Origin of the sequence: Pseudomonas maumuensis, from assembly GCF_019139675.1 — a bacterium.
In the GTDB taxonomy this organism is placed as follows: domain Bacteria; phylum Pseudomonadota; class Gammaproteobacteria; order Pseudomonadales; family Pseudomonadaceae; genus Aquipseudomonas; species Aquipseudomonas maumuensis.
The window spans coordinates 1,326,422-1,346,691 of sequence record NZ_CP077077.1 but is presented as its reverse complement, the minus strand read 5'-3'; the positions used below and the strand labels follow the sequence as shown (position 1 = coordinate 1,346,691).

The 20,270-nt window shown below is 64.5% G+C and carries 22 protein-coding genes; 4 read left to right on the top strand and 18 right to left on the bottom strand.

Annotated features, from left to right (window positions below; all coding sequences use genetic code 11):
- Positions 1-6 precede the first annotated feature (6 nt).
- The 6 genes from KSS90_RS06230 to ppc all read right to left on the bottom strand — a co-directional run bounded on the left by KSS90_RS06230 (position 7) and on the right by ppc (position 6,457).
- Positions 7-837 (bottom strand): isocitrate lyase/PEP mutase family protein, encoded by an 831-nt coding sequence (locus KSS90_RS06230; protein ID WP_217868625.1) that lies wholly within the window; start codon positions 835-837, stop codon positions 7-9.
- Positions 838-860: 23 nt separating this feature from the next.
- Positions 861-1,730 (bottom strand): DUF72 domain-containing protein, encoded by an 870-nt coding sequence (locus tag KSS90_RS06225; protein ID WP_217868624.1) that lies wholly within the window; start codon positions 1,728-1,730, stop codon positions 861-863.
- A 3-nt stretch (positions 1,731-1,733) separates the two neighbouring features.
- Positions 1,734-2,024 carry a hypothetical protein gene (locus tag KSS90_RS06220; RefSeq protein ID WP_038707592.1) on the bottom strand — a complete coding sequence of 97 codons (291 nt, stop codon included), beginning with the start codon at positions 2,022-2,024 and terminating at the stop codon, positions 1,734-1,736.
- 132 nt (positions 2,025-2,156) lie between these two features.
- On the bottom strand, positions 2,157-2,831 hold the full coding sequence (gene tsaB, locus KSS90_RS06215; RefSeq protein WP_217868623.1) for a tRNA (adenosine(37)-N6)-threonylcarbamoyltransferase complex dimerization subunit type 1 TsaB: 675 nt from the start codon (positions 2,829-2,831) through the stop codon (positions 2,157-2,159).
- 89 nt (positions 2,832-2,920) lie between these two features.
- Positions 2,921-3,571 (bottom strand): adenylate kinase, encoded by a 651-nt coding sequence (adk, locus tag KSS90_RS06210; RefSeq protein ID WP_217868622.1) that lies wholly within the window; start codon positions 3,569-3,571, stop codon positions 2,921-2,923.
- A gap of 258 nt (positions 3,572-3,829) precedes the next feature.
- Entirely contained in the window at positions 3,830-6,457 is a 2,628-nt protein-coding gene (gene ppc / locus KSS90_RS06205) for a phosphoenolpyruvate carboxylase (RefSeq protein WP_217868621.1), read from the bottom strand.
- Between the two features lie 143 nt (positions 6,458-6,600).
- Here ppc and KSS90_RS06200 point away from each other — a divergent pair, with 143 nt between their 5' ends.
- From KSS90_RS06200 to lptF, 3 genes are all read left to right on the top strand, one after another.
- Positions 6,601-6,945 carry a pilin assembly protein gene (locus KSS90_RS06200; protein WP_217868619.1) on the top strand — a complete coding sequence of 115 codons (345 nt, stop codon included), beginning with the start codon at positions 6,601-6,603 and terminating at the stop codon, positions 6,943-6,945.
- A gap of 255 nt (positions 6,946-7,200) precedes the next feature.
- Positions 7,201-7,614, top strand: coding sequence for a DUF4398 domain-containing protein (locus tag KSS90_RS06195; RefSeq protein ID WP_023630101.1), 414 nt, complete (start codon positions 7,201-7,203; stop codon positions 7,612-7,614).
- 48 nt (positions 7,615-7,662) lie between these two features.
- Positions 7,663-8,451, top strand: a complete 789-nt coding sequence (gene lptF, locus KSS90_RS06190) for a lipotoxin F family OmpA-related lipoprotein LptF (protein WP_217868618.1) — start codon at positions 7,663-7,665, stop codon at positions 8,449-8,451.
- A gap of 132 nt (positions 8,452-8,583) precedes the next feature.
- Here lptF and rpoS read toward each other — a convergent pair whose 3' ends face one another.
- The 8 genes from rpoS to KSS90_RS06150 form a co-directional block, all read right to left on the bottom strand.
- Positions 8,584-9,591: an RNA polymerase sigma factor RpoS gene (gene rpoS, locus KSS90_RS06185; protein ID WP_011535249.1), complete on the bottom strand. Its 1,008-nt coding sequence runs from the start codon at positions 9,589-9,591 to the stop codon at positions 8,584-8,586.
- Positions 9,592-9,696: 105 nt separating this feature from the next.
- Positions 9,697-10,551 (bottom strand): peptidoglycan DD-metalloendopeptidase family protein, encoded by an 855-nt coding sequence (locus tag KSS90_RS06180; RefSeq protein ID WP_217868617.1) that lies wholly within the window; start codon positions 10,549-10,551, stop codon positions 9,697-9,699.
- Between the two features lie 184 nt (positions 10,552-10,735).
- Positions 10,736-11,374: a protein-L-isoaspartate(D-aspartate) O-methyltransferase gene (locus KSS90_RS06175; protein ID WP_217869745.1), complete on the bottom strand. Its 639-nt coding sequence runs from the start codon at positions 11,372-11,374 to the stop codon at positions 10,736-10,738.
- A 38-nt stretch (positions 11,375-11,412) separates the two neighbouring features.
- A complete protein-coding gene (surE, locus tag KSS90_RS06170; RefSeq protein WP_217868616.1) occupies positions 11,413-12,162 on the bottom strand; it encodes a 5'/3'-nucleotidase SurE in 750 nt (249 codons plus the stop codon).
- Positions 12,150-13,208: a tRNA pseudouridine(13) synthase TruD gene (gene truD / locus KSS90_RS06165; RefSeq protein ID WP_217868615.1), complete on the bottom strand. Its 1,059-nt coding sequence runs from the start codon at positions 13,206-13,208 to the stop codon at positions 12,150-12,152. Before truD ends, surE begins: the two co-directional genes overlap by 13 nt.
- On the bottom strand, positions 13,205-13,678 hold the full coding sequence (ispF, locus tag KSS90_RS06160; protein ID WP_028690655.1) for a 2-C-methyl-D-erythritol 2,4-cyclodiphosphate synthase: 474 nt from the start codon (positions 13,676-13,678) through the stop codon (positions 13,205-13,207). Before ispF ends, truD begins: the two co-directional genes overlap by 4 nt.
- Positions 13,679-13,755: 77 nt before the next feature.
- Complete coding sequence (gene fghA / locus KSS90_RS06155; RefSeq protein WP_217868614.1) at positions 13,756-14,604, bottom strand: S-formylglutathione hydrolase; 849 nt, start codon at positions 14,602-14,604, stop codon at positions 13,756-13,758.
- Between the two features lie 10 nt (positions 14,605-14,614).
- The gene (locus KSS90_RS06150) at positions 14,615-15,727 is read right to left on the bottom strand and encodes an S-(hydroxymethyl)glutathione dehydrogenase/class III alcohol dehydrogenase (protein WP_039614790.1); all 1,113 of its coding nucleotides are present in this window, start codon (positions 15,725-15,727) and stop codon (positions 14,615-14,617) included.
- Between the two features lie 108 nt (positions 15,728-15,835).
- Here KSS90_RS06150 and KSS90_RS06145 point away from each other — a divergent pair, with 108 nt between their 5' ends.
- Positions 15,836-16,738, top strand: coding sequence for a LysR substrate-binding domain-containing protein (locus tag KSS90_RS06145; protein ID WP_217868613.1), 903 nt, complete (start codon positions 15,836-15,838; stop codon positions 16,736-16,738).
- Between the two features lie 99 nt (positions 16,739-16,837).
- Here KSS90_RS06145 and ispD read toward each other — a convergent pair whose 3' ends face one another.
- From ispD to kdsA, 4 genes are all read right to left on the bottom strand, one after another.
- On the bottom strand, positions 16,838-17,545 hold the full coding sequence (gene ispD, locus KSS90_RS06140; RefSeq protein WP_217868612.1) for a 2-C-methyl-D-erythritol 4-phosphate cytidylyltransferase: 708 nt from the start codon (positions 17,543-17,545) through the stop codon (positions 16,838-16,840).
- A complete protein-coding gene (gene ftsB / locus KSS90_RS06135; RefSeq protein ID WP_011535259.1) occupies positions 17,542-17,823 on the bottom strand; it encodes a cell division protein FtsB in 282 nt (93 codons plus the stop codon). The genes ispD and ftsB overlap by 4 nt, the downstream gene beginning before the upstream one ends.
- A gap of 157 nt (positions 17,824-17,980) precedes the next feature.
- A complete protein-coding gene (gene eno, locus KSS90_RS06130) occupies positions 17,981-19,270 on the bottom strand; it encodes a phosphopyruvate hydratase (protein ID WP_008099635.1) in 1,290 nt (429 codons plus the stop codon).
- A 154-nt stretch (positions 19,271-19,424) separates the two neighbouring features.
- Positions 19,425-20,270, bottom strand: a complete 846-nt coding sequence (gene kdsA / locus KSS90_RS06125; protein ID WP_046854405.1) for a 3-deoxy-8-phosphooctulonate synthase — start codon at positions 20,268-20,270, stop codon at positions 19,425-19,427.

Genomic DNA, 20,270 nt, shown 5'->3' with positions numbered 1-20,270 from the left:
GCGGCCTCAGCGACGGAAGAGATCATTGAGCTGAGCGAATGGCAACGCCTGCTCGCCATAACTGAATGTGCCCTGTTCATGGATCTCCAGCGCGGCCCGCTGCAAAGCGGCCAGGGCGGCACGCGCCAGCGATGAGCCGACACTGATGCGCTTGACGCCCAGGTCTTGCAACTGGTTCACGCTCAAGGGCACGCCCGCCATGCCCATCAGCACGTTCACCGGCCTTGGCGCCACGGCCTGCACCACCGCGCGGATCTCATCGACGCTGCGCAGCCCCGGGGCATACAGCACATCGGCGCCGGCCTCGGCATAGGCTTGTAGCCTGCGAATGGTGTCATCCAGGTCGAGACGCCCGTGCAGCAGGTTCTCGGCGCGCGCGCAAAGGGTGAAGGGGAACGGCAGGCTGCGGGCAGCCTGCACGGCGGCGCGTACACGCGCCACGGACAGGTCGAAGTCGTAGATCGGCGCCTCGCCGCGGCCACTGGCATCTTCGATCGAACCGCCCACCAGCCCTGCCTCGGCGGCGCGCAGAATGGTCTGTGCGCAGTCCTCGGGCAAATCGCCAAAGCCGTTTTCCAGGTCCGCCGCCACCGGCAATGGCGTGGCATCGACAATCGCCTGGGCGTTGCCCAGGGTTTCCTCGAGCGTCAGCGCGCCCTCGGCATCCGGCCGCCCCAGGCTGAACGCCAGCCCCGCGCTGGTGGTGGCCAACGCTTCGTACCCGAGGCTGGCCAACAGCCGGGCGGAGCCGGCATCCCACGGATTGGGGATGACGAACGCGCCATCACGCTCGTGCAGCGCCTTGAAGGCTTCGGCTCGCAGGGTTTGCACATCCATGGTTCAACCTCCCGGCAGTCAGATCAAAGTAACCCCAGTTGTTCGACCTCAGGGGCGCGGGGCAATTCAGGCAGCGCTGCAAGGCCCGGCAGGCGAGCCATCAGCCGCTGGTGAAAACGCTGGGCCAGCGCCGCCGCCAGGCGATTGTCGGAAGTATGCAGGAACACGTAGGGGCTGCGGCCCTCTTCGATCCATGCAGCGACCTTGTCGATCCAAGGAGTGAGGAAGGTCTCGTTGGCCTCGAGCTGCGGGTGGCCGATGAAACGTACCTGTGGAGACTGGCTGAAGGCCGCTGGCCGCGGCGGCACCTTGGGCTTCTTGGCCTGGGCATGGAGCACCGCGGGCTCGCGCGAGGTGCAACTGAACAACGCACGCGGATCCAGGCAGATACGCTCGACTCCACGTTCATGCAGCAGGCGATTGAGCTGACGCTCCTCCTCGCCCCGGGCAAAGAAGGCATCGTTGCGCACCTCCACAGCCAGGGGCACGCCGATCTCATCAAGAAAATGCGCCAGCTCGCCCAGACGCGACGGGCCGAACATCGCCGGCAACTGCAGCCAGTACGGTGCCACGCGCCCGCCCAGGGGCGCCATCAGCCGGGTGAAATCGACGGCCGCATCGAGTTGTTCGCGCAGGTCGCCGGCATGGCTTACATCGCCCGGAAACTTGGCCGTAAAGCGAAACCCCGACGGCATGATCTGCGCCCAACGCTCGACGGTCGCCGGCGCGGGACGGGCATAGAAGGTGGTATTGCCTTCAACGGCGTTGAATACCTGGCTGTAGAGCCCGAGGAACTCGCCGCTACGGGCGTCGGCGGGATAGAGGTACTCGCGCCAGGCGTTTTCAGCCCAGGACGGGCAACCGAGGAAATAAGGGAGGGTTGATGGCGTCATCCATCAAATGTACAGGTCCAGCCCCAGCACTTCCATCTCCCAGTCGGTGAAGCCGGCAGTGGTCAGGTAGCTGGCCAGGGCGGTGGAGGTGCGGCGGTTGCGGGCGCGGGGAAAGATCAGGTCCTGCTGGCGGGCCGGCAGGTTCTCGCCGCGACGGCTGGCGCGACTGATCTGCGCGTCGATGTCCTCGATAATCTCGGCATCGGCTTCGTCGATGGCTTCGTCACGCGCCGGCGCCTTGCGTGGCGCACGCTTGATGGGGTAGCTCTGTGAGGAGAAGCCGTCGATACGCATGACAAAGGCACTCAGGATCAATGATGGCAATTTAGCAGCATCAGGAATCCTTCGCTAATGCCCGAACTGATAACTGGACCACAGTTCGCGCAAAAGGTTTTATCGTAAACGGCGATAGCCGACGAAATGCCTTCAACGCGCCTTGGTCGTAGCCACATTATCGCGCAGGTAGACCGGTTGCGCCTGTTCGGCGACCACCGCCTCGCCCCGCGCCCAGGCGAAGCCGGCCAGGGTGAGGATATCCAGGGCGCTGGGCAACGCGGCCGCATCGCTGGCAGAAACCTGCACGGCCAGGCGCTCGGCGTAGCCCCAGCCGGTACCGGCACCGAACCATACCTCGCCCGCGCCATGCGGCAGGGCCACGCGCTCCGGCGGCAGTACCGCCTCCTGGCCGATCAGGCGCATCTCGCCCTGTTCGGCGCGGTAGCAACCCCAGTACACCTCGTCCATGCGCGCGTCGATGGCCGCGGCCACCTGCTGCACGCCACGCTCACGCAAGGCGCCCTGGGCCAGGGCCGCCAGGTTGGACGTCGGCAGCACCGGGCGCTCCAGGGCGAAGGCCAGGCCCTGGACCACGCCGATGGCGATACGCACGCCGGTGAAAGCACCCGGACCACGGCCGAAGGCGATGGCATCCAGCGCGCTCAGCGCCACGCCCGAGTCGGCCAGCAACTGCTTGATCATTGGCAGCAGCTTCTGCGCGTGCATGCGCGGGATCACCTCGTAATGGCTGGTCACCTTGCCGTCATGCAACAGGGCGACGGAACAGGCTTCGGTAGCGGTATCCAGGGCCAGCAAGGTGGTCATCGAGCGAGGTATCCAGGCAACAGGGAAAAAGAGCGGCAGTATAAACGACAACGGCCCGCAAGCGGGCCGTCGTGACGCACGGTGATGGATCAGCTCAGGGCTGCCAGCACCTTGGCGGTGATCGACTCGACCGAACCGACGCCTTCGATGTAGCTGTACTTCGGCTTGCCAGCGTTGGCGGCCGACAGCTTCTGGTAGAAGTCCACCAGCGGCTTGGTCTGGCTGTGGTAGACCGACAGGCGGTGACGCACGGTCTCTTCCTTGTCGTCATCGCGCTGGATCAGGTCTTCGCCGGTGACGTCGTCCTTGCCTTCCACCTTCGGCGGATTGTACTGGATATGGTAGGTGCGGCCCGATGCCAGATGCACGCGGCGGCCAGCCATACGGCCAACGATTTCTTCGTCGCCCACGGCGATTTCGACCACGGCGTCGATGTCGACACCAGCGGCGACCATGGCTTCAGCCTGCGGGATAGTGCGCGGGAAGCCGTCGAACAGGCAACCGTTGGCACAGTCTGGCTGCGCGATGCGCTCCTTGACCAGGCTGATGATCAGCTCGTCGGAGACCAGCTGACCGGCCTCCATGACCTTTTTCAGCTCCAGGCCCAGTGGAGTACCGGCCTTGACGGCGGCACGCAGCATGTCACCGGTGGAGATCTGGGGAATACCGAACTTCTCGGTAATGAACTTTGCCTGAGTACCTTTACCGGCCCCGGGAGCTCCCAGCAGAATTACGCGCATCTTGTGCTCCTCATATTTTTTATGCAAATCAACGGATTCGGCGCACAAAGCCAACTCCGGAAAAATCGGTCGAGACCGTAAAATCGGTCAAAAGGCTGCTCAAGATACACAGCGCCCGCCCCCCCGACAAGCGTCCCAAAGTGGCAGGAATGCGCCACTTGTGGCTTGCCGGGGGACAGGTTGCGCCGAGCGCAACCGGCCGTGGAGGGCGCGGCCACGGCCAGCTCCGCCTCGCGCCGCGACCGCCGCGGGGTGAACTCAACCGGTGTTGCGCAACCCGGCCGCGATCCCCGCCACCGTCACCAGCAAGGCCTGTTCCAACGGGCTATCCAGAGCGGCCTCGCGGCTGCGCGAGCGTGCCAGCAACTCCGCCTGCAGGCGGTGCAGCGGGTCCAGGTAGGTGTTGCGCAGGCGGATGAATTCCAGGGTTTCCGGGCTGTGCGCCAGTAGCACCGACTGCCCGGTCAGCCCCAGTACCACCTGGCACGACTGCGACAATAGGTCGCGCAGGTGTACACCCAACGGCAGCAGTTCGGGTTGCACCAGACGTTCGTCGTAGGCCTCGGCGATCTGCGCATCGGCCTTGGCCAGGACCATCTCCAACATGTCGATGCGGGTACGGAAGAACGGCCATTGTTCGCGCATCTGCGCCAGCAGCGCGCCCTGCCCGCGTGCCAGGGCATTGCTCAGCGCAGTCTCCCAGCCGAGCCAGGCCGGTAGCATCAGCCGTGTCTGGGTCCAGCCGAAGATCCAAGGAATCGCCCTCAGGCTTTCGATGCCGCCGGCGCGGCGCTTGGCCGGGCGGCTGCCCAACGGCAAGCGGCCAAGCTCCTGCTCGGGCGTCGACTGGCGGAAGTACTCGACGAAGTCAGGATTCTCGCGCACCACGGCACGGTAAGCCTTGACCCCGTCGGCGGCCAGCTGGTCCATCAGTGCGCGCCAGGCCGGCTCCGGCGGCGGTGGCGGCAACAGGGTCGCCTCCAGCACCGCGGCCAGGTAGAGATTGAGATTCTGTTCAGCGATGCCCGGCAGACCGAACTTGAAACGGATCATCTCGCCCTGTTCGGTGGTGCGGAAACGGCCACCCACCGACCCCGGCGGCTGCGACAGGATCGCCGCGTGGGCTGGGCCGCCGCCACGCCCGACGGTGCCACCGCGACCATGGAACAGCAACAGCTCGACCTGGTGCTCACGACAGATACGTACCAGGTTTTCCTGGGCGCGGTACTGGGCCCAGGCCGCCGCCGTGGTGCCGGCATCCTTGGCCGAGTCGGAATAGCCGATCATCACTTCTTGCGGACCGTGCAGGCCGGCGCGATAGCCCGGCAGACCGAGCAGACGCTCCATGACCGGGCCTGCGTTGTCCAGGTCGGCCAGGGTCTCGAACAGGGGTACCACGCGCATCGGCCGGGTCAGCCCGGCCTCTTTCAGCAACAACTGCACCGCCAGCACGTCGGACGCCGCGCCGGCCATGGAAATCACGTACGACCCCAGCGACGCCGCCGGGGCCACAGCGATTTCACGGCAGGTGGCGAGTACTTCGGCGGTATCGGCCTGGGGCTGGAAATGCGCCGGCAGCAGGGGGCGGCGGTTCTTCAGTTCGGTCTGAAGGAAGGTGATGCGTCGCTCTTCGTCCCACTCGGCGTAGCGGCCGAGGCCGAGGTAGTCGGTGATTTCCGACAGCGCATCGCGATGACGGGCAGCGTCCTGGCGCACGTCCAGGCGCACCAGGAACAGACCAAAGGTCACCGCCCGGCGCAGGCAGTCGAGCAACGGGCCGTCGGCGATCACACCCATGCCGCACTCATGCAGCGACTGGTAACACAGCTCCAGCGGCGCGATAAGGTCGCGATTGTCCACCAGCACCGCTGCGCTGGCCGGCTGCGTCGCGGCCAACGAGGCGTGGGCCCAGGCGCGGGTGGCACGCAGGCGGTCGCGCAACTGCTTGAGCAGCGCCCGATAAGGTTCGGCGCTGTCCCCGACCTTTTCCTTGAGCGCGGCGCTGGCCTGCTGCATGGACAGCTCGGCGGCCAGGTAGTCGATATCGCGCAGGAACAGGTCGGCGGCCATCCAGCGCGCCAGCAACAGCACTTCGCGGGTTACCGCCGCCGTGACATTGGGGTTGCCGTCACGATCACCGCCCATCCAGGAGGCAAAGCGAACCGGTGCCGCCTCCAGCGGCAGGTGCAGCCCGGTCGCCTCGAACAGTGCCGTATCGACCTTGCGCAGGTGGCTGGGCACCGCCTGCCACAATGAATGCTCGATCACCGCGAAGCCCCACTTGGCCTCATCCACCGGCGTCGGCCGGGTCCTGCGGATTTCCTCGGTGTGCCAGGACTCGGCGATCAACCGGCGCAGGCGCTCACGCACCTGCTGACGCTCGGCCGGGATCAGGTCGCGGTGATCCTGCGCGGCCAGCTGCGCGGCAATGGCGTCGTACTTCTGGATCAAGGTGCGGCGCGCCACCTCGGTGGGGTGGGCGGTGAGCACCAGCTCGATGTGCAACTTGCCCAGTTGCCGGGCCAGCTCATCATTGCCGTGGCCAGCCGCCTTCAGGCGCGCCAGCAGCTCGGGGAGCACCTGGGCCTCGAACGGCTCGGGCTGGCCGGCGTCACGACGGCGGATCAGCTGGTACTGCTCGGCGATGTTGGCCAGGTTGAGGAACTGGTTGAACGCCCGCGCCACTGGGAGCAAGTCCTCCTCGGCCAGGTCGCCCAGGGTCGAGCTCAGTTGCTCGCCCGCTCCGCGCCGGTCGGCCTTGGCGCTGTGGCGGATGTCCTCGATCTTCTGCAGGAACGCCTCGCCATGCTGCTGGCGGATGGTCTCGCCAAGCAGTTCTCCCAAAAGGTGCACATCCTCGCGCAAGCGCAGATCGATATCACTCATCAGCCTTCTCCACTCCAGGAAACCGCATGCGCCCAAGAGTGCCCACTCGCGCCCGCCCCTGGCAAGCCGCAAGCCGCCAAAGCAACTAAAGTGAACACAGGTCATCCGAAGCAATGCCACTCCAGGCTTTGACAGAGGTCATCATGAAAATTCGCCAACTCGCCCAGCACTGGGAACAGAACGCCGCCGGCCGCCTGAGCCCCACCGGCCATGTCCTGCACCTGGACATGGAAGCAGAAGCGCGCCTGGCCGCGCTGATCGACATGTACCCCAAGCGCAGCCCCGAGGAACTCCTGGGCGAGCTGGTGGCGGCGGCACTGGAAGAACTCGAGGCCAGCTTCCCCTACGTCAAGGGCCAGCAGGTGATCGCCACCGATGAGGACGGCGACCCGTTGTACGAGGACATCGGCCCTACGCCGCGCTTTCTAGCCCTGTCCCGGCGCCATCTGCAGGCTCTTGGCCGGGTGCAGAAAGATCCGTCGCACTGAGCTCTTGCGGGTGCCGGGCAACGCCCGGCATACCTTCATCTGCAGCGGAAGTTCCAGGCGGAAACCGCTGACTGATTAGTCAGAAAAAAATACCTTTAGCGTGCAAATTTTTCTGAACTATTCAAAAAACGCCTCGGTCACAGCCAGTAGCCATCACGGCAAAACCCTGTAAACACGGGCCTTTGCGCCCGACGCTGGCAACAGGGGAACAGCGATTGTCACTGCGTGGCATCGTCGTTTAACAGGAGTGACCCAATGGAGTTGACCACCATGAAGACCCGCATCGCACAACCTTCCTCCACTCACCTGCGCGGGCTCAAGCTGGCCGCGCTGGCCCTGGGCAGCAGCCTGGTGCTGGCCGGCTGCGCGGGCAAGCCGCCTACCGAGCAGTACGCCGTGACCCAATCGGCGGTCAACTCGGCGGTCAGTGCCGGTGGCACCGAGTTCGCCGCGGTGGAGATGAAGGCTGCCCAGGACAAGTTTAAGAAAGCCGAAATCGCCATGCACGACAAGAAGTATGACGAGGCCAAGCTACTGGCCGAGCAGGCTGAATGGGACGCCCGCCTCGCCGAGCGCAAGGCCCAGGCTGCCAAGGCCCAGAAGGCCGTGCAGGATGCCCGCCAGGGTGTCCAGGACGTACGTGAGGAAGGCCTGCGCAGCGCTGAATAAGCCCGCTTAGCCACTACCGCCTTCGTTAAAGATCAAAGGATGAACACTATGCGCAACTACGTCATGATTCCCGCCCTGCTGGCCCTGAGCGTCGGCCTTGCAGCCTGCTCTCACGACCCGAACGCCAACCTCGAGTCGGCCCGCACCAACTTCTCCGCCCTGCAGAGCGACCCGCAGTCGAGCAAGGTAGCCGCGCTCGAGACCAAGGACGCCCAGGATTGGCTGAACAAGGCCGACCGGGCCTACATGGAGCGCGAGGATGAGAAGAAAGTCGACCAGCTCGCCTACCTCACCAACCAGCGCGTCGAAGTGGCCAAGCAGACCATCGCCCTGCGCACTGCGGAAGGTGAACTGAAAAACGCCGCAGCGCAGCGCGCCCAGGCCAAGCTCGACGCCCGCGACGCGCAGATCAAGAAACTGCAGGACAGCCTCAACGCCAAGCAGACCGACCGTGGCACCCTGGTGACCTTCGGCGATGTGCTGTTCGACTTCAACAAGGCCGAGCTCAAGAGCAGTGCCTATCCGAACGTCACCAAGCTGGCCCAGTTCCTTCAGGAGAACCCCGAGCGCAAGGTGATCGTCGAGGGCTACACCGACAGCGTCGGTTCGGCCAACTACAACCAGACCCTGTCCGAACGTCGCGCCGGCGCCGTACGCATGGCGCTGGTGCGTGCCGGCGTGGACCCTGCGCGCATCGTCGCCCAGGGTTATGGCAAGGAGTATCCGGTGGCCGACAACGGCAGCAACTCCGGCCGTGCGCAAAACCGTCGTGTGGAAGTGACCATCTCCAACGACAACCAGCCGGTGGCACCACGCTCGGTCAGCCAGATCCAGTAAACCGTTGCTGGCTGAACGAAAACCCCGCCTTGATGGCGGGGTTTTTCGTTCGTATCGATCAAAGCGTTCGCCAAGCCACTTACGCAAACGCCCCGAACACAGTCGGGGCGTCTGCCTGGCGCACGTCACTGACTACTGGAACAGCGACTCGCTGGACAGGCCATTCTTCTCGAGGATCTCGCGCAAGCGCTTCAGGCCTTCGACCTGAATCTGCCGCACCCGCTCACGGGTCAGGCCGATCTCCAGCCCGACATCTTCCAGGGTACTGCTTTCATGCCCACGCAGGCCGAAACGCCGTACCACCACCTCACGCTGCTTGTCGGTCAACTCGCCGAGCCACTGGTCGATGCTCTGCGACAGATCGTCATCCTGCAGCAGTTCGCATGGGTCGGTGGGACGATCGTCGGTGAGGGTGTCGAGCAGCGTCTTGTCGGAGTCCGGCCCCAGCGAGACATCCACCGAGGACACCCGCTCGTTCAGGCCGAGCATGCGCTTGACCTCGGCCACCGGTTTCTCCAGCAGGCTGGCGATCTCTTCGGGCGAAGGCTCGTGGTCGAGCTTCTGCGTCAGTTCACGCGCGGCGCGCAGGTAGACGTTGAGCTCCTTGACCACGTGAATGGGCAGGCGGATGGTGCGGGTCTGGTTCATGATCGCCCGCTCGATGGTCTGGCGGATCCACCAGGTAGCGTAGGTCGAGAAGCGGAAACCGCGTTCGGGGTCGAACTTCTCCACCGCACGGATCAGGCCCAGGTTGCCTTCCTCGATCAGGTCGAGCAGCGACAGGCCACGATTGACGTAACGGCGGGCGATCTTGACCACCAGGCGCAGGTTGCTTTCGATCATGCGCTTGCGCCCGGCAGGGTCGCCTTTTTGCGACAGGCGCGCGAAATGCACTTCTTCCTCTGGCGAAAGCAGGGGCGAGAAGCCGATTTCGTTGAGATACAGTTGGGTCGCATCAAGTGCCCGACTGTAGTCGATGTACTTGTGCTGCTTGAGCGATGCGCCCTGTTTCGACTTGGTCCGAACCGAAGGTACAGCAGGTTCGTCTGACACCACATCCGTTTCCAAAACGATGCCCGTCTCCATCAGAAGCAGGTCATCGTCGATGTCAAACTCCGGCACTTCTTTACTGAGAGCCATTGTTATAGTCCTTTGCTGAGTTCGAACTCAGACTCGAGCGTCACCCTTCCATGGCAGCGCTGGAGCCTGTCCCCTCTACATCCAAGGAACAGGCCGGGACAATGATCAACGGCGTGGCAGGAACTGGAGAGGATCGACGGGTTTGCCCTGGCGGCGAATCTCGAAATGCAGCTTCACCCGATCAGTGCCCGTGGACCCCATTTCTGCGATCGTCTGCCCTGCCTTGACCTGCTGCCCCTCCCGAACCAAAAGCCTGCGGTTGTGACCGTAGGCACTGACGTAGGTATCGCTGTGTTTGATGATGATGAGCTCGCCATAGCCCCTCAAGCCACTGCCGGCGTAGACCACCGCTCCATCAGACGCAGCAAAAACAGGCTGTCCCAAATCACCGGCGATATCAATGCCTTTATTCAAACTACCGTTTGAAGCGAATTTTCCAATCAGCACGCCGCTCGCCGGCCACGTCCAACCGCCGACGGCGCGCTCTGCGGCGGGCACCTGGGCAACCGTTTGCGAGGTGGTGGAAGGGGCAGTTGTGGCACTTTTGCCATTGCTGGTCGCCGGCGCCGTGGTGGCGACCGGCCGGCGGATCACGGTGGTCCGGCTCGACGACGAAGTGCTGCCAACGACCGTTGTGCTGCCCCCCGCGCCGCTGCTGAAACGGATCGGCTGGCCCGGGCGGATGGTATAGGGGGCGGGAATATTGTTGCGCGCCGCCAGCTCCTTGTAGTCCCAACCGTAGCGGAAGGCGATGGAGAACAGCGTGTCGCCGGGTTTGACGATGTACTGCCCCGAGGTGACGGTCGGGCGCTTGGGCGCGGCGTTGTTGCGGTCGACCACGCGGGCGCCGTTCGAGCTGGTGCTGGAACAACCAGCCAGCAAGGTCCCCATGGCCAGCGCGATCACCAGAAGCTTCAATACCGACCGATCCTTGCGCTGCCGCATGCCTGTGTGACCCACCCGCGCTCCCCTCATGCTGTCAAAAAATGACGATACAAAATGCAATATTGTTTCAATTATAACCGAGCCACCCTGCTTGGGGTGACTCGCTGTTGGCCTACTCGGTGTACGAAAGGCGCCACGCCAGATAGACAGGGCCCAGACGCAAGAATTCGTCGTCGACGCAAATATTCCGTGGCGCCGCTCAGGCCAGTGGGCCATTGAGCAGCGGTACGAAGCGCACGGCCCCAAGTACCCGGCGCGAGAAGCCATGCTCTTCGCGCACGATCAGCATCAGTTGCTGGGTCTCCCCCGCCGGCCCGACCGGGATCACCATACGCCCGCCCGGCGCCAGCTGGTCGAGTAGTGCCTGCGGTACCTCGGACGCGACCGCGGTGACAATGATGCCGTTGTACGGCGCCAACGCCGGCCAGCCTTCGCAGCCATCGCCCCAACGGAACACCACGTTGCGCAGATTGAGCTCTACCAGACGCTCCTTGGCCCGGTCCTGCAGCACCTTGATCCGTTCCACGGAGAACACCCGCTCGACCAGCTGGGCGAGGATCGCGGTCTGGTAGCCCGAACCGGTGCCAATCTCCAGCACCTTGTCCAAGGGGCCTGCCTCGAGCAACAGCTCGCTCATGTGCGCGACCATGAACGGCTGGGAAATCGTCTGGTTGTGGCCGATCGGCAGCGCCGTATCTTCATAGGCGCGATGGGCCAGGGCTTCATCGACGAACAGGTGACGCGGGGTGCGACGAATGGCTTCGAGCACCTTGGCGTTCGACACGCCTTCCTCATAGAGCCGCTGGATCAGCCGCTCCCGGGTACGCTGGGAGGTCATGCCGATGCCGCGGCGCTGCAGATCGTCCTGTTCGCGCATCAGAGCAGGCCCTCCAGCCAACCGTCGAGGCGCTCGAAGGCATCGTTGAAGGTGCGGTCCAACTGCAACGGGGTGATCGACACGTAACCCTGCATCACGGCATGGAAATCGGTGCCCGGGCCGCCGTCTTCGGCATCGCCGGCCACGGCGATCCAGTAGCCTTCCTTACCCCGCGGATTGACCACCTTGGTCGGCGCCGCGGCACGCGCGCGGTGCCCCAGGCGGGTGAGCTGGATGCCACGGATATGCTCCAGCGGCAGGTTGGGGATGTTGACGTTGAGCACGGTGCGCGGCGGCAACTCCAGGCGCGACTGCGCCTCAACCAGGCGCCGGGCGATGTAGGCGGCGGTCGGCAGGTTGTCGGGCAGACGCGACAGCAGCGAGAAGGCCAGCGAGGTGCCGCCGAGGAAACGCCCCTCCAACGCCGCAGCCACCGTGCCCGAATAGAGCACGTCATCCCCCAGGTTGGCGCCCAGGTTGATGCCGGACACCACCATGTCGGGGGTTTCCGGCAGCAGGCCGTTGAGCCCCAGATGCACGCAGTCGGTGGGCGTGCCATTGAGGCTGATGAAGCCGTTGGCCAATATCTGCGGGTGCAGCGGCCGGTCCAGTGTCAGCGAACTGCCGGCACCGCTCTTGTCTTGATCCGGGGCAATCACCACGCACTCGGCATAGTCCACCAACGCTTCATGCAGCGCGGCGAGGCCGGGTGCAGTAACACCGTCGTCATTCGAAATCAGAATACGCATGGGCTGTCCGTCTGCCCTGCCGGCACCAGATCGACGAGTTCGCGCACCACCACGGTGGCGAAGCATCCGGCCGGAAGGACGAATTCCAGTTGCAGGATATCAGGCTCGGGATAATGCCACGTCAGCCGCCCAATAGGGAGCCGCAGGATGCGCCGTTCGTGATCCATGCCCGCTCGCGCCAGCCAATCGCACAGCGCCGGATGACGTCCGCCGACCGTAGACTCGAGGTCCAGGGTCGCGCTCTGGCTCGGTGCCGCACCGGCGCCCCACAGCGGGCCGGTCGGGTGCAGGTCGAGAACGGCCAGGCGCGGGTCGTTGCACTCGGCCTCGCCCGCGACGAAGAAACTGCGCTTGTCGGTGAAGGCCAGCAAGTCGCCGACCTGGGCGCGCTGCCAACTGCCGTCGGCGACACGGGCGGCCAGCACCTGGTTGAACAGGTAGCTGCGCCCGGCGGACAGCAGCCGCGAGCGCAGGTTGCGCTGCTCGGGCAGGGCCTGGCGAGCGGCCCAGTCCTGGGCGTCATGGACGTTGCCACCGGCATGGCCGAAGCGCTGGCTGCCGAAGTAGTTGGGCACGCCCTGCTGCTTGAGTTGCTCCAGGCGGGCATCAAGGGCCTGGTGGTCGGCCTGCAGCGCGGTCAGGCGCAGGGTGAAGCCATTGGCCGAATGCGCGCCACGCTGCAGCTTGCGCTGGTGGCGCACCTGCTTGAGCACGCGCAGGGTGTCGTCCTCGGCACGGGACAGGTCTGGGTCAGCCTTGCCCGGCAGGTGCAGGCTGAACCACTGGCGGGTCAGGGCCTGCCGGTCCTTGAGGCCGGCATAGCTGATGGCGCGCACCGGCACACCGGCGGCGCGGGCCAGGCGGCGAGCCGCCTCCTCGGTGTTGAGGTCACGTTTCTCGACCCACAGCCACAGGTGCTCGCCCTGACCGGACAGCGGGATATCGAGCACTTCATCGACCTGGAAGTCTTCAGCCACCGCCTTGAGCACCGCGCTGCCCAAGACATCACCCGAGGCCCGAGGGCCCAGCAGTTCCAGTTCGGTCATGCTGGCAGCAGCAGGGCGACCGCGTGCACGGCGATGCCCTCCTCGCGACCGGTGAAGCCCAGCTTTTCTTCGGTGGTGGCCTTGACGTTGACCTGGTCGAGCTCGACCTGCAGGTCGGCGGCGATCTGCTGGCGCATGGTCTCGATGTGCGGGGCCATCTTCGGTGCCTGGGCGACGATGGTGGCGTCGACGTTGCCGACCTTCCAGCCCTTGTCACGCACGACAGCGACCACGTGGCGCAGCAGCACCCGGCTGTCGGCGCCCTTGAACTGCGGGTCGGTGTCGGGGAAATGCTTGCCGATGTCGCCCAGCGCCGCAGCACCGAGCAGGGCATCGCTCAGGGCGTGCAGCAGCACGTCGCCGTCGGAGTGGGCCAGCAGGCCGAACTTGTGGGGGATACGCACCCCGCCCAAGGTAATGAAATCACCGTCGCAGAAACGGTGGACATCGTAGCCGTGGCCAATACGCATAGAAAAACGCCCTGATTGAGTCAGGGCGTGATTCTACCTGCTTTTGTAGTATTGGGGCTGCTTCACGGCCCTGCGGCTCAGACCCTGCCCAGTGCCACCGCATGATGGCGCAGGTGTTCATCGATGAAGCTGGCGATGAAGTAGTAGCTATGGTCGTAGCCTGGCTGCAGGCGCAGGGTCAGCCCATGGCCGCCCTTGCGCGCCGCCTGCTCCAGCGCCTCTGGCTTGAGCTGCTTTTCAAGGAAATCATCGCGATCCCCCTGGTCCACCAGCAGCGGCGGGCACTCGTCCGCCTCGGCCAGCAGCACACTGGCATCCCACTCGCGCCACTGCGCCCGGTCTTCGCCCAGGTAGCGGCTGAAAGCCTTCTCGCCCCACGGGCAATCCATTGGATTGCTGATCGGTGAGAACGCCGACACCGAGCGGTAGCGCCCCGGGTTGCGCAAGGCGCAGACCAGCGCGCCGTGCCCGCCCATCGAGTGGCCACTGATACTGCGCTGGTCAGACGCCGGGAATGACGCCTCGATCAAAGCCGGCAACTCCTCCACCACGTAGTCGTGCATCCGATAATGCTTGGCCCAGGGCTGCTGGGTGGCATTGAGGTAGAACCCCGCGCCCAGGCCGAAGTCCCAGGCACCGTCCGGATCGCCCGGCACCTGCTCGCCTCGCGGGCTGGTGTCCGGGGCGACGATGATCAACCCGAGCTCCGCGGCCAGGCGATGGGCGCCGGCCTTCTGCATGAAGTTCTCGTCGGTGCAGGTCAGACCGCTGAGCCAGTACAGCACGGGCAGTTTTTCGCCCTGCTCGGCCTGGGGCGGCAGGTACACCGCGAACACCATGTCGCAGCCAAGCACCTTGGAGCTGTGCCGGTAACGCTTGTGCCAGCCGCCGAAGCTTTTCTGGCAGGAGATGTTTTCCAGCGTCATGGCGAGGGCCTCAGAAATGGATCACGCTGCGGATGCTCTTGCCTTCATGCATCAGGTCGAAGGCTTTGTTGATGTCCTCCAGGCCCATGGTGTGGGTAATGAAGGTGTCCAGCGGGATCTCACCTTTCTCGGACATTTCCACGTAGCTCGGCAGCTCGCTGCGACCGCGCACACCGCCGAAGGCCGAACCGCGCCAGACGCGACCGGTGACCAGCTGGAACGGACGGGTGGCGATTTCCTGGCCGGCACCGGCCACGCCGATGATCACCGACTCGCCCCAGCCCTTGTGGCAGCATTCCAGCGCCGCGCGCATCAGCTGCACATTGCCGATGCACTCGAAGGAGAAGTCCACGCCGCCGTCGGTGAGGTCGACGATCACTTCCTGGATCGGGCGGTCGTAGTCTTTCGGGTTGATGCAGTCGGTAGCGCCCAGCTGGCGGGCGATCTCGAACTTGGCCGGGTTGATGTCGATGGCGATGATGCGCGAAGCCTTGGCCTTGACCGCGCCGATCACTGCCGACAGACCGATGCCGCCGAGGCCGAAGATGGCCACGGTGTCACCCGGCTTGACCTTGGCGGTATTGAGCACCGCGCCAATACCGGTAGTCACGCCGCAGCCGAGCAGGCAGACCTTCTCCAGCGGAGCCTCTTTCTGGATCTTGGCCACGGAGATTTCCGGCAGCACGGTGTACTCGGAAAAGGTCGAGGTGCCCATGTAGTGGAACAGCTGCTGGCCCTTGTAGCTGAAACGGGTGGTGCCGTCGGGCATCAGGCCCTTGCCCTGGGTGGCGCGGATGGCCTGGCAGAGGTTGGTCTTGCCCGACAGGCAGAATTTGCATTTGCCGCATTCCGGGGTGTACAGCGGGATGACATGGTCGCCCACCGCCACCGAGGTCACGCCCTCGCCAATCGCCTCGACGATCGCCCCGCCCTCATGGCCAAGGATCGAAGGGAAGATGCCTTCCGGGTCGGCGCCGGACAGGGTGTAGGCGTCGGTATGACAGACACCCGATGCGACGACGCGCAGCAGCACTTCGCCAGCCTTGGGCATGGCCACGTCCACTTCGACGATTTCCAGGGGTTTCTTGGCCTCGAAGGCGACGGCGGCGCGGGACTTGATCATCAAAGGTCTCCAGAAAAGATGTCGAATGCAGGCTAGCAGTGTAATTCACTGCCTTTTTGTGAATAATCCCGGCATCCACAAAACATTATTGCCATGCAGGGACAATCAATGAGCAGCCGCTGGGAAGGCATCGACGAATTCGTTGCGGTGGCCGAATCGGGCCAGTTCACCGCCGCCGCCGAACGCCTGGGCGTGTCGTCCTCGCACATCAGCCGGCAGATCGCCCGTCTGGAAGAGCGCCTGCAGACTCGCCTGCTGTACCGCAGCACGCGGCGGGTGACCCTCAGCGAAGCCGGGCAGACCTTTCTCCAGCACTGCCAGCGCCTGCAGGATGGCCGCGAGGAAGCGCTGCGCGCCATGGGCGACCTGGCCAGCGAACCCAAGGGCCTGCTGCGCATGACCTGCGCGGTGGCCTATGGCGAGCGTTTCATCGTGCCGCTGGTGACGCGTTTCATGGCGCTGTACCCGCAGTTGCGGGTGGAAGTGGAACTGAGCAACCGCACCTTAGACCTACTGCACGAAGGCATGGACCTGGCGATTCGCCTGGGCCGCCTGCAGGACTCCCGGCTGGTGGCCACGCGCCTGGCGCCGCGGCGCATGTTCCTGTGCGCCTCGCCGGCTTACCTGGAACGTTATGGGCGGCCGCACAGCGTTTCGGAATTGGCGCGGCACAATTGCCTGGTCGGCAGCTCCGACCTGTGGGCGCTGCAGCAGGAGGGTCGCGAGATCAGTCAGCGGGTGCAAGGCAACTGGCGCTGCAACAGCGGCCAGGCGGTGCTGGATGCGGCGCTGCAGGGGATGGGCTTGTGCCAGTTGCCGGACTACTACGTGCTCGAGCACTTGCACAGCGGGGCGCTGGTGTCGTTGCTGGAGGGGCACCAACCGCCGAATACAGCAGTGTGGGCGTTGTATCCGCAACAACGGCATCTGTCACCGAAGGTGCGGCGGTTGGTGGACTACCTCAAGGAAGGGTTGGCGCAGTTGCCGGAATATCGCATCACGCCTTTGTAGGAGCGGCTTTAGCCGCGATGCAGGCAACGCGGTCAGGCACCCGCTGCGCGGGTGATCGCGGCTGAAGCCGCTCCTACAGGTACGGTGTCAGACCGTCGCTCAGCGACGCCCGGCCCATCGCTGGCGCAGCCACTCCAGGTCCTCTGGCCGGGTCACCTTGATATTGTCGCTGCGCCCTTCGACCAGACGCGGCGCATACCCGGCCCACTCGATGGCGGACGACTCATCGGTGACCGCCACATCGGACACCAGGCACTCGGCCAGCGCCCGGTGCAACATGCCGAGGCGGAACATCTGCGGGGTGTAGGCTTGCCAAACGGTGCTGCGATCTACCGTCGCCGCCACCCTACCCTCGCCGTCGGCCCGCTTGAGCGTGTCCCGAGCGGGTACGGCGAGCAATCCACCGACAGGATCTTCAGCCAGGGCTGACAGCAACTTGTCCAGATCGCTGCGCTCCAGGTTCGGCCGCGCGGCGTCGTGCACCAGCACCCAGTCGTCATCCGACGCGCCCTGGGCGTGCAGCAGCAATAGCGCATTGAGCACCGAGTCAGCGCGCTCGTCACCACCCGGCGCACGCTGGATACGCGGATCGCTGGCACAGCGCAGGCCGGGCCAGTAAGGGTCGTGTTCGGCAATGCTGACCACCACGCCCTTGAGCATGGGATGGTCGAGGAAACAGTCGAGGCTATGCTCGAGAATGGTCTGCCCGCCCAGTTGCAGGTACTGCTTGGGCCGGTCGGCAGCCATGCGGGCACCAACGCCCGCGGCGGGAATCACGGCCCAGAAGGCCGGCAGTTCGTTTGTCATTTCTGTGGCAGCTGGTAGAGGGTTTCGCCCTCCTTGACCATCCCCAGTTCATGACGAGCCCGTTCTTCCACGGTCTCCATACCTTTCTTCAACTCCAGGACCTCGGCATCGAGCACACGATTGCGCTCCAGCAGGCGCTCGTTTTCCGCATGCTGGTCGGCGATCTGCTGCTTGAGTTCGGTCACTTGCGCGAGGCTGCCATTACCTACCCAAAGGCGATATTGCAGGCCGCCGAGCAGCAGGAGCAGGACGAGGAACAACCAATAGGGACTGCGCATGAAGATATCCAGGGTAAAAAAGGCCGCCGCAGCGAGCTTCCGATAGCACGAAGCCTGGCCGAGGCCAGGCTTCGTCGACAGAAACCCGTGGAGACAGCCAAACGATCAGTACGAACGTTCAGCGGGCCCCGGCTGCTGCCTTTTTACCATCTCTTGCTCAGCCGCGAAACTCGGCACGACCGCGATACACGGCTTTGGCGCCCAGTTGCTCTTCGATGCGCAGCAGTTGGTTGTACTTGCTGACGCGGTCGGAGCGGCACAGCGAGCCGGTCTTGATCTGGCCAGCGGCAGTACCCACGGCCAGGTCGGCAATGGTCGAGTCCTCGGTTTCACCGGAACGGTGCGAGATCACTGCGGTGTAGCCAGCGGCCTTGGCCATCTGGATGGCTTCGAGGGTTTCGGTCAGCGAGCCGATCTGGTTGAACTTGATCAGGATCGAGTTACCGATGCCCTTCTCGATGCCTTCCTTCAGGATCTTGGTGTTGGTCACGAACAGGTCGTCGCCAACCAGCTGGACTTTCTCGCCGATCTTGTCGGTGAGGATCTTCCAGCCAGCCCAGTCGGACTCGTCCAGGCCGTCTTCGATCGAGATGATCGGGAAACGCTCGGTCAGGCCCTTCAGGTACTCGGCGAAGCCTTCGGCGTCGAACGACTTGCCTTCGCCGGACAGGTTGTACTTGCCATCTTCGTAGAATTCCGAAGCGGCGCAGTCCAGGGCCAGGGTCACATCGGTGCCCAGCTTGTAGCCGGCTTTCTCGACAGCCTCGGCGATGGCGGCCAGGGCGTCTTCGTTGGAAGCCAGGTTCGGCGCGAAGCCACCTTCGTCACCGACGGCGGTGTTCAGGCCACGGGCCTTCAGCACGGCCTTGAGGTGGTGGAAGATCTCGGTGCCCATGCGCAGGCCGTCGGAGAAGGTCTTGGCGCCAACCGGCTGGACCATGAACTCCTGGATGTCGACGTTGTTGTCGGCGTGCTCGCCGCCGTTGATGATGTTCATCATCGGCACCGGCATGGAGTACTGGCCCGGGGTGCCGTTGAGGTTGGCGATGTGCGCGTACAGCGGCAGGTCCTGGTCCTGGGCGGCGGCCTTGGCGGCGGCCAGGGACACGGCGAGGATGGCGTTGGCGCCCAGCTTGGCCTTGTTCTCGGTGCCGTCCAGCTCGATCATGGCACGGTCCAGGGCTTTCTGGTCCGATGGGTCCTTGCCCAGCAGCAGGTCACGGATCGGGCCGTTGATGTTGGCGACGGCCTTCAGCACGCCCTTGCCCAGGTAACGGCTCTTGTCGCCATCACGCAGCTCCAGCGCTTCGCGCGAGCCAGTGGAAGCACCCGACGGCGCGCAGGCGCTGCCAATGATGCCGTTGTCGAGCAGCACGTCGGCTTCCACGGTGGGGTTGCCACGGGAATCGAGAACTTCACGACCTTTGATGTCGACGATCTTTGCCATTGTTGTAAGCACTCCAGAATTGACGAAACGAACGCAACTTTTGGGAATTCTTGCCGTTCACCAGGCGACATGGCACGGGCAGGCCTGGCGAAGGGAGCCCCTGACCGATAGGTCAGGGGGTGGAACGGGCGGTACTTTACCCGAGAAATGAGCTTTACGCGGTTTCTACCGTCGGAAAACTTTTCACCAGGTCGTCCAGCTGCTTGAGCTGGCTGAGGAATGGTTCCAGCTTGTCCAGGCGCAGGGCGCACGGGCCGTCGCACTTGGCGTTGTCCGGGTCCGGATGTGCCTCGAGGAACAGGCCGGCCAGGCCCTGACTCATGCCGGCCTTGGCCAGGTCGGTGACCTGGGCGCGGCGGCCACCGGCGGAGTCGGCGCGACCGCCCGGGGTCTGCAACGAGTGGGTCACGTCGAAGAACACCGGGTACTCGAACTCCTTCATGATGCCGAAGCCGAGCATGTCCACGACAAGGTTGTTGTAGCCGAAGCTCGAACCACGCTCGCAGAGGATCAGCTGGTCGTTGCCGGCCTCGACGCACTTGGCGAGGATGTGCTTCATCTCGTGGGGCGCCAGGAACTGCGCCTTCTTGATGTTGATCACAGCGCCCGTCTTGGCCATCGCCACGACCAGGTCGGTCTGGCGCGACAGGAAGGCCGGCAGCTGGATGATGTCGCACACCTTGGCCACCGGTTCGCACTGGTAGGGTTCGTGCACGTCGGTGATCACCGGCACGTTGAAGGTCTGCTTGATCTCCTCGAAGATCTTCAGGCCCTCTTCCATGCCCGGGCCGCGGTACGAGCTGACCGACGAACGGTTGGCCTTGTCGAAGCTGGCCTTGAACACATACGGGATACCGAGCTTCTCGGTAACCCGCACGTACTCCTCGCAGACCTTCAGGGCCAGGTCACGGGACTCCAGGACGTTCATGCCGCCGAACAGGACGAACGGCTTGTCGTTGGCGATCTCGATGTTACCGACGCGAATGATCTTCTGAGTCAT

Coding starts and splice junctions, on each gene's coding strand:
- ispD (WP_217868612.1), bottom strand. CDS start 17,545: ATGACAAACGAACTGCCGGCCTTCTGGGCCGTGATTCCCGCCGCGGGC.
- KSS90_RS06195 (WP_023630101.1), top strand. CDS start 7,201: ATGGAGTTGACCACCATGAAGACCCGCATCGCACAACCTTCCTCCACT.
- fghA (WP_217868614.1), bottom strand. CDS start 14,604: ATGACGCTGGAAAACATCTCCTGCCAGAAAAGCTTCGGCGGCTGGCAC.
- rpoS (WP_011535249.1), bottom strand. CDS start 9,591: ATGGCTCTCAGTAAAGAAGTGCCGGAGTTTGACATCGACGATGACCTG.
- ftsB (WP_011535259.1), bottom strand. CDS start 17,823: ATGCGCAGTCCCTATTGGTTGTTCCTCGTCCTGCTCCTGCTGCTCGGC.
- lptF (WP_217868618.1), top strand. CDS start 7,663: ATGCGCAACTACGTCATGATTCCCGCCCTGCTGGCCCTGAGCGTCGGC.
- ppc (WP_217868621.1), bottom strand. CDS start 6,457: ATGAGTGATATCGATCTGCGCTTGCGCGAGGATGTGCACCTTTTGGGA.
- adk (WP_217868622.1), bottom strand. CDS start 3,571: ATGCGCGTAATTCTGCTGGGAGCTCCCGGGGCCGGTAAAGGTACTCAG.
- surE (WP_217868616.1), bottom strand. CDS start 12,162: ATGCGTATTCTGATTTCGAATGACGACGGTGTTACTGCACCCGGCCTC.
- KSS90_RS06225 (WP_217868624.1), bottom strand. CDS start 1,730: ATGACGCCATCAACCCTCCCTTATTTCCTCGGTTGCCCGTCCTGGGCT.
- KSS90_RS06145 (WP_217868613.1), top strand. CDS start 15,836: ATGAGCAGCCGCTGGGAAGGCATCGACGAATTCGTTGCGGTGGCCGAA.
- KSS90_RS06150 (WP_039614790.1), bottom strand. CDS start 15,727: ATGATCAAGTCCCGCGCCGCCGTCGCCTTCGAGGCCAAGAAACCCCTG.
- eno (WP_008099635.1), bottom strand. CDS start 19,270: ATGGCAAAGATCGTCGACATCAAAGGTCGTGAAGTTCTCGATTCCCGT.
- KSS90_RS06220 (WP_038707592.1), bottom strand. CDS start 2,024: ATGCGTATCGACGGCTTCTCCTCACAGAGCTACCCCATCAAGCGTGCG.
- kdsA (WP_046854405.1), bottom strand. CDS start 20,270: ATGACTCAGAAGATCATTCGCGTCGGTAACATCGAGATCGCCAACGAC.
- truD (WP_217868615.1), bottom strand. CDS start 13,208: ATGACCGAACTGGAACTGCTGGGCCCTCGGGCCTCGGGTGATGTCTTG.
- KSS90_RS06175 (WP_217869745.1), bottom strand. CDS start 11,374: ATGACCTCCCAGCGTACCCGGGAGCGGCTGATCCAGCGGCTCTATGAG.
- KSS90_RS06230 (WP_217868625.1), bottom strand. CDS start 837: ATGGATGTGCAAACCCTGCGAGCCGAAGCCTTCAAGGCGCTGCACGAG.
- KSS90_RS06200 (WP_217868619.1), top strand. CDS start 6,601: ATGAAAATTCGCCAACTCGCCCAGCACTGGGAACAGAACGCCGCCGGC.
- tsaB (WP_217868623.1), bottom strand. CDS start 2,831: ATGACCACCTTGCTGGCCCTGGATACCGCTACCGAAGCCTGTTCCGTC.
- ispF (WP_028690655.1), bottom strand. CDS start 13,678: ATGCGTATTGGCCACGGCTACGATGTCCACCGTTTCTGCGACGGTGAT.